The 4,888-nt window shown below is 66.5% G+C and carries 5 protein-coding genes and 1 pseudogene; all 6 read right to left on the bottom strand.

Annotated features, from left to right (window positions below; all coding sequences use genetic code 11):
- Positions 1 to 149: pseudogene (locus Q0C59_RS18705) on the bottom strand (salicylaldehyde dehydrogenase); the annotation flags it as partial.
- Between the two features lie 32 nt (positions 150 to 181).
- A complete protein-coding gene (locus Q0C59_RS18700) occupies positions 182 to 997 on the bottom strand; it encodes an ABC transporter ATP-binding protein (RefSeq protein ID WP_291218396.1) in 816 nt (271 codons plus the stop codon).
- Positions 994 to 1,788, bottom strand: a complete 795-nt coding sequence (locus Q0C59_RS18695) for an ABC transporter ATP-binding protein (RefSeq protein ID WP_291218395.1) — start codon at positions 1,786 to 1,788, stop codon at positions 994 to 996. The genes Q0C59_RS18700 and Q0C59_RS18695 overlap by 4 nt, the downstream gene beginning before the upstream one ends.
- The gene (locus Q0C59_RS18690) at positions 1,778 to 2,806 is read right to left on the bottom strand and encodes a branched-chain amino acid ABC transporter permease (RefSeq protein ID WP_291218393.1); all 1,029 of its coding nucleotides are present in this window, start codon (positions 2,804 to 2,806) and stop codon (positions 1,778 to 1,780) included. Before Q0C59_RS18690 ends, Q0C59_RS18695 begins: the two co-directional genes overlap by 11 nt.
- Positions 2,803 to 3,705 (bottom strand): branched-chain amino acid ABC transporter permease, encoded by a 903-nt coding sequence (locus Q0C59_RS18685; RefSeq protein WP_291218392.1) that lies wholly within the window; start codon positions 3,703 to 3,705, stop codon positions 2,803 to 2,805. The genes Q0C59_RS18690 and Q0C59_RS18685 overlap by 4 nt, the downstream gene beginning before the upstream one ends.
- Positions 3,706 to 3,850: 145 nt before the next feature.
- Positions 3,851 to 4,888: amino acid ABC transporter substrate-binding protein (locus tag Q0C59_RS18680; RefSeq protein WP_291218391.1), on the bottom strand; the 1,038-nt coding region annotated here is incomplete at its 5' end.

Genomic DNA, 4,888 nt, shown 5'->3' with positions numbered 1-4,888 from the left:
GCGGCTTCCACCGCCATCACGGCGTCGGCCGGTGACGCGGCGGGCGCGCGCGTGGCCACGCTGCCGTCGAGCGGGTTGCGGCGTTCGAAGGTGGCGCCTTTTTCGGCGGTGACCTTGAGGCCGTTGATGAGCATGGACATGTCGGACATGGGGTTCTCCTTGGGTTCAGATGGAAGGGTTGTCAGGTGGTGGCCACGGCCTTGCGGCGCTGCACGGCATCGGCCGCGCTGGTGGTGCCGGTGGCGGGGTCCTTGTCGGCGCCGAGGTAAGCCTCGCGTATCACGGTGGAGCGCGCGAGCAGCCGGGCCGGGCCGCTGGCCACCAGCGTGCCGCGCTCAATCACATAGCCCCGGTCGGCCACGGCCAGCGCCTTCTTGACGTTCTGCTCGACCATGAGCACGGTGGTGCCGCTGTCGGCAATGCGGCGCACGATGGTGAGCAGCTCGTCGACCATCTTGGGCGCGAGACCGAGCGACGGTTCGTCAAGCATGAGCAGGCGCGGCGCGCACATCATGGCGCGCGCCACGGCCACCATCTGCTGCTCGCCGCCGCTCATGGTGCCGGCCAGTTGCGTGGCGCGTTCCTTGAGTTTGGGAAAGTCCACAAAGGCCTGGGCCAGACGCTCGGCGCGCTGCGCCTTGGGCACCAGCCAGCCGCCGAGTTCCAGGTTTTCCGTCACCGTGAGCTGCGGAAACAACTGCCGGCCTTCAGGCACGAGCGCCACGCCGGCCTGCACGATCTCGTGCGTCTTCTCGGGCATCTCGGTGCCGTCGAGCAGCACCGAGCCGCCGCGCGGGATCAGACCGTTGAGCGCCTTGAGCAGCGTGGTCTTGCCGGCACCGTTGGGGCCGAGCACCACGGTGAGACCGGGCTGGATGTCGAGCTGGATATCTCGCAGCACGAGGAACGCGCCGTAGCCGGCCGAGAGGCCGTTGACCTTGAGGCGCGCACGCGCGCCGCCGCCGAGTTCAAAGGGGATGGGGCGGTACCACATCATGCGGCGGCCTCCTCGGTTTCGTTCATCTCGTCGCCCAGGTAGGCCTCGATCACCTCGGCGTTGCGCACCACTTCTGCAGGCGTGCCATCGGCGATTTTTTTGCCCTGGTGCAGAACGATCACGCGCTCCACATGGCGCAGCAGCGTGGTCACGGCATGTTCGATCCAGACCACGGTGAGGTCGAGCTCGTCGCGCAGGCGGCGGATCAGGCGGGCCATCTCTTCCACCTCGTTTTCGGTCAGGCCGGCGGCCACCTCGTCGAGCAGCAGCATGCGCGGGCGCGTGGCCAGCGCCATGCCGATTTCCAGCAGGCGCTGCTGCGACGGTGTGATGGCTGCGGCTGGCAAGTCGGCCTGGGCACTCAGACCGATGAGGCCGAGGATGCTCTCGGGCGTGCGCAGCACCCACGGCACCGTGGTCTCTTCGCCCCACCAGATGTACTTGCGTGGGCGGCGTCCGGCGAACTTCAGGCCGAAGGCGATGTTGTCGCGCACGAGCATGTCGGCAAAGGTGCGCGGGGTCTGGAAGGTGCGCGCCAAGCCATTGGCGGCAAAACGGTGCGGGCCCTTGCCAGCCAGCTCGCGCCCCTGCACCGTGAGCGCGCCGCTGGTGGGTTGGGTCACGCCCGAGATGGCGTTGAAGAAGGTGGTCTTGCCCGCGCCGTTGGGGCCGATGATGCCGACGAGTTCGCCCGGCATGAAGCGCGCGCTGACCGCGTCCACCGCGATGAGGCCACCGAAGCGCACGGTGATGTCGCGGGCGTCCAGCAGGGGTTGGCGATCAGAAGACATCGCGGCGCTCCCTGAGTTGTTTGTCACGGAGCTTTCGGCGCTTGGTTTCACCACTCAGGTCGTCGCGCGTTTCGGTCCACCAGGCCTTGGCGCCATCGCGCCAGCCCCGGAAGGTCTCGGTGCGCAGCGAAGCCAGCCCACCCGGCAGGTACAGCACCGACAGGATGAGCAGCAGGCCGAGCGACATCATGTAGATCTGCGGCACCTGCAGGCGCAGCGTTTCGGCCAGCACGCTGAAGACGATGGCCGCGATCAGCGGGCCCCACAGCGTGGCCGCACCGCCGATGAGCGCGATCAGCACGGTCTGGAAACCGATGAAGGGATTGAACACCGTGTGCGGGTCGATGTAGGTCCAGCGCACCGACATGGCCGCGCCCACCGCACCCGCCACCGCGGCGGTGAGCGCAAAGCCGGCGATCTTGATCCAGCGCGTGTTCACGCCCAGCGTCTGGGCGCGTTGCTCGTCGGCGCCGATGCCGAGCATGGCCAGGCCAAAGCGCGTGCGCCGGATGGTGATGGACAGCGCCACCGTGATCACCGCGAGAGCCAGCACGGTGAGGTAGATCGTGTCGCGGTCGGGCACCACCATGAGCACGCGGCCCACAGTGCCGGTGACGCTCTTCTCGAAGTAGCTGATGGCGTGGCGGATGAGCTCGGTCATGCCAAAGGTGAGCACCGCGAAATAGGTGCCGCGCAGGTGCAGCACGGCCGCGCCCATGACCACGGCCACGGCGGCGGCAATGAGGGAACCCATGGCGATCGCCTGCACCCACGACAACTGCTCCAGCAGGATGGCGCTGGTGTAGGCGCCGATGCCGAAGAAGGCCGAGGTGGCGAGCGACAGGTAGCGCGTGGTGCCGCAGAACAGCGCCCAGCTCGACGAGAGCGCGATGTACATCAGGCAGGTGAGCGCCATGGACACGGCGAACTCGCTGGCGAAGCTGGGCAGCGCCAGCGCCCAGCCGGTGAGGCCGAAGAGGACCAGCAGGTCGCGGATGAGGAATTGACGGGAGTTCATGCTTTGCGTGACTTGCGAGAAAACAGACCTTCAGGCCGCAGCAACAGCACGCTGATGAAGACCACGTAGCTCAACAGGGCCTTGAGCGAGGGGTTGGTGAAGTGCATGCCCAGGGCTTCGATCACGCCCAGCAGCAGACCGCCGGCCAGCGCACCGCCCATGCTGCCGAAGCCGCCCAGCGTGATGACGATGAGCGCGGTGATGGTGTAGGGCTCGCCCATCGAAGGCGAGATGGTGTAGGCCATGGAGATCAGGCAACCGGCCACGCCCGAGAGGCCCAGACCGATGCCGAACATGAGCGGGTGCAGGCGCTGGGTGTTGATGCCCATGAGCTGCGCGCCGGTGGGCGACTGCATGAGCGCGCGCACACCCTTGCCCAGCAGCGTGGTGCGCATGAGCACGATGAGCGCGCCCGAAAACAGCAAGGCCAGCGCAAACACCAGCAGCTTGTTGCCGGCAAACTGCGCCTCCCCGGTGGGCAACGGAATCTGAACCGGCTCGGTCAGGAAGTCGTAGCCACGCAGATCGCCGCCCCACATCCACGAAGCGAAGTTCTGCACCAGGAACATGAGACCGAAGGCGACCATGAGCCCGCGCGCTTCAAAGATGTCGAGGTTGGGCGAGGTGACGGTGAGGCGGCGGAAACACAGGCGGTGGATCACCCAGCCCAGCACGAACAGCATGGCAAACGACACCGGCACCATGAACAGCGGGTTCAGGCCGAGTGTGGTTTGCGCCATCCAGGTGAGGTATGCCCCCACCATGAGGAACTCGCCATGCGCGATGTTGAGGATGCGCATCAGCCCGTACTGCAGGTTCAGCCCGAGCGCGACGAGCGCATAGATGCCGCCGGTGATGAGACCGGAGGCGAGGAGTTCGAGCCAGGCGGAGAAGGACATGCTTTATGAAGATTGGACCCTGGAGGGGGCTGAGGGCTGCGGCTCCGAGCCCGCATGCGCGGGCTCGGACAGACCGAAGAGGCATTGCCTCTGGCAATGCAGCGGCCTGCAAGGCACGCGCCGCAGGCGCGGCGCGGGGTGACCCTTATTTCCAGGCCGGTTTATTTGGGTTCAAAGCAGCCGTGGCCACCGTCTTCGGCCACACCACCTCGAACTCCCCGTTCTGCCATTGCCCCACGGTGCCCGGTGTGCCCACGTTTTCGCTGCCATTGAACTTCACGTCGCCAATGATGGTCTTGTGGGTCGTGCCGGCCACGTAGTCGCGGATCGCCTTGCGGTCCAGGCCCTGGGCCTTCACCGCGTTGGTGAGGATCTCCAGGCCAGCCCAGCAGGCGCCGCTGGCCCAGCGGTCGGGTTCCTTGCCGGCGAACTTCTTGGTGTGTGCGTCGAAGTAGGCCTTGGCCGCCGGACTGGTCTTGCCGTTCCACGAGCCCATGCCCAGCACGCCTTCGGCGCCTGCCGGGGTCATCACGTTGCGGTAGAGCTGAAAAGCCGTGCCCACCGAGGCGTAGAAAAACTTGGGGTTGAAGCCCACTTCCTTGGCCTGGCGGCTGGCCAGGATGGTGTCGGGCGGGTAGGTGAAGCCCACGAAGGCGTCGGGGTTCTTGTCCTTCATGGAGCGCAGCACGGGCGAGAGGTCTTTCACGCCACCGGGGTAGCTCTTGTCTTCCACCATGGTGATGCCGCTGCCCTGCAGCGCCACCTTGAAGGCGGCGTAGTTCTCCAGACCAAACAGGTCGTCCACGTAGATCAGCGCCACGGTCTTCACACCGTTGGCCTTGAGCATGTCGACCAGCGCGTTGGTCATGGGCGCAGGCTGCTGCAGCAGCAAGAAGAAGTACGGCAGGCGCATCTCGACCAGGCGGCGCGAGAGTGCGGTGGGCGCGAGGAACGGGTACTGGAAACGGTTGGCGAGCGGCGCCACGGCGAAGTTGGCGTTGGAACCCCAGGGTGGCAGCACCAGGTCGACCTTGTCGCTGCCCATGAGTTTTTCGTAGGTGCGCACCACGGTCTCGGTGTCGCTGCGGTCGTCGCTGCTGATGAGCTCGATCTGGCGCTTCACACCCTTCACGTCAAGACCACCCGCGGCGTTCTGCTGCTCGGCCCAGAGCAGGTAGTTGGG

It is taken from the genome of Hydrogenophaga sp., assembly GCF_022844385.1.
Taxonomy (GTDB): Bacteria; Pseudomonadota; Gammaproteobacteria; order Burkholderiales; family Burkholderiaceae_C; genus Hydrogenophaga.
Note: the sequence above shows the minus strand (reverse complement) of the source record. Positions and strands in the feature narration are given on the sequence as shown.